4 protein-coding genes are annotated in these 2,386 nt (G+C 40.4%); all 4 read left to right on the plus strand.

What is annotated here, in order from left to right:
- A partial coding sequence (locus tag AC29Z1_RS16685) for a cell division protein ZapA (RefSeq protein WP_488272578.1) occupies positions 1-182 on the plus strand: 182 nt, incomplete at its 5' end.
- 67 nt (positions 183-249) lie between these two features.
- The gene (locus AC29Z1_RS16690) at positions 250-921 is read left to right on the plus strand and encodes a DUF421 domain-containing protein (protein ID WP_488272579.1); all 672 of its coding nucleotides are present in this window, start codon (positions 250-252) and stop codon (positions 919-921) included.
- 113 nt (positions 922-1,034) lie between these two features.
- On the plus strand, positions 1,035-1,937 hold the full coding sequence (locus AC29Z1_RS16695) for an alkaline phosphatase family protein (RefSeq protein WP_488272580.1): 903 nt from the start codon (positions 1,035-1,037) through the stop codon (positions 1,935-1,937).
- Between the two features lie 5 nt (positions 1,938-1,942).
- Positions 1,943-2,386 (plus strand): peptidase U32 family protein (locus AC29Z1_RS16700; protein WP_488272581.1); only part of this gene is annotated, 444 nt, incomplete at its 3' end.

The raw sequence follows: 2,386 nt of genomic DNA on the forward strand, positions 1-2,386 counted from the left end.
CAGACCGAATCAAGCGTTTAGCAGCTATACTTGATGAACGCATGAAACAAACGGCTAAAGCCAATCTCAGGCTGTCGCCAACCAAAATCGCTGTCTTAACAGCCTTAAATCTTGTTGATGAATTATTGCGTTTAGAGCAAGATTATCTGGAGTTGCTCGAAATGATAAAAGAAGATAAATAATACTTATACTATACGGTATAACACTCTGAAGTCATGCTAATAATACAGACAGAAAAGGAGTGGTACCGTGTTCGACAGCGGTTCATTATTTGAAGTATTATTACGCTTCATAGTATTATGTATAGTAGCATTTGTTGTCGTCAGGTTGATGGGTAACCGTACTGTCGGTCAATTGTCACCTTTTGACTTTATTATTATGGTTGGCATAGGTGATATTATTATTGCCGGCACAATGGATCAAAATCCTACCCTAGGTTCCGGGATAGTAGTATTAATAGCACTGTTGTTGCTTCAACAGCTTCTGGGGTATTTAGCATTAAAAAATAAAACTTTGCGAAAGTGGTTTGAAGGTACACCGGTAACTTTGATTAAAGATGGGCGTATTATTAAAGAAAATTTTGCTAAAACTCACTTTAATTATGATGATTTGCGCCAGGAATTGCATAAAAAAGGGCTTGATATGTCTGACTTAAGTATCATTGAAACCGCCCGCTTGGAAAGCTGTGGCGAATTCACCATGGTTCGCACACCTGAAACTGAGCCATTAACCAAAAAAGAATTTGAGAATTATATCAAAAGCATATATGATAATCCACTAAGTTTGGCTGGGGAAAAGTGGGCAAAATTTGAGAAATTTATGGATGATGTTCAATTTTTAGCTGCACATTTGCGAGAACAACAGGCAATCAGAAATGGGGGCAATGAAGCCCTTGTTGATAAAGATAAAGAATTACATTAGTGAGAGGAAGGGATATCCCTTCTTCTTTCTTATGCTACATACTGATTCTTATTGTGTGCTGCTTGGGGTGTGCCGCAGAAGCTATCATGCTAAGATCTAAAGGCGGTTTCCATATGAGAGTGTTGCTGCTATTTATTGATGGCATTGGTTTGGGCAAAGATGATCCAAAGACAAATCCTTTGGTTCGGTTTGGATTAAACAGTATTACGTCGCGCTTTGGCAGAAGATTGACAGAAGAATTAACATGGACTCTGGGAGTTAATTGCTCTATGGTACCTATTGACGCTACGTTAGGTGTGGAAGGACTACCACAAAGTGCAACAGGCCAGGCTGCTATACTTACGGGTCTAAATACCGCCAAAATTATGGGACGTCATATACAGGCTTTTCCCGGACCAGAGTTATCAAAATTAATTATCGATAACAATTTTATGAAAAAATTAGTTGAATCCGGTCTGACGGCTACATCGGCTAACATGTATATGCCAAACTATTTTGAATTGGTAGCCAGTCGTAAACGCCGCCATTCAGCCATTACTTTGGCGGCGCTAAGTACAGGTATGGTACTGCGCTCTGTACCTGAACTTAGTAGGGGACAAGCTGTATATCAGGATATTACCAACCAAATGTTAAAGGACGCTGGTATGGATATTTCTCCTGTAACACCGCAACAGGCCGCACAACATTTAATTACTATTTCCCAAAACAATGCTTTTACAATTTTTGAGTATTTTCAAACAGACCGTGCAGGTCATAAGCAAGACTGGCACCATGCACAGATAATTTTGCAGAACCTTGATGAATTTATTGAGGCCGTTATTGAGATGTTGCCTACAGATACCTTACTGTTAATAACCAGTGATCATGGTAATTTTGAAAATTTTGAGGTTAAAACGCATACGGTTAATAAAGTACCGCTTATTGCCATAGGTGGTGGAGCACAAACAATAACAGAAGGGATTAGTGATTTGTCAGATATTGCGCCTGCAATACTAGAGGTTTTATTGAAAGGATGATTGTTGTGATCGAATTACTCGCACCTGTTGGCAGCAAAGAGGCTCTGGTTGCAGCAGTAGAGAGTGGGGCAAATGCCGTTTATCTAGGCGGTAAGATGTTTGGTGCCAGACATTACGCACCGAATTTTACCGACGAGGAGTTAGCCGAAGCGGTACGCTTTGCCCATTTGCGCGGAGTACTTGTTTTTGTTACTGTAAACACGTTGGTAGATGATAGTGAAGTGCCTTTGCTGGTTGATTATTTACGGCTTTTATATGATATTGGTGTTGATGCGATTATCGTACAGGACCTAGGAGTGGCAGCTATAGCCAAACAGGTTGTTCCTGAACTGCCATTGCATGCCAGTACGCAGATGACTGCTCATAATTTGGCAGGAGTTAACTTCCTGGCTGATATGGGTTTTAAACGAGTGGTGTTGGCCCGAGAATTGTCACTAACTGATATTCAA

Source organism: Sporomusa sp. (assembly GCF_057736855.1).

What these genes read in the sequence shown, in the direction of transcription:
- AC29Z1_RS16695 (WP_488272580.1), top strand. Translation starts at nt 1,035, where the DNA reads ATGAGAGTGTTGCTGCTATTTATTGATGGCATTGGTTTGGGCAAAGAT.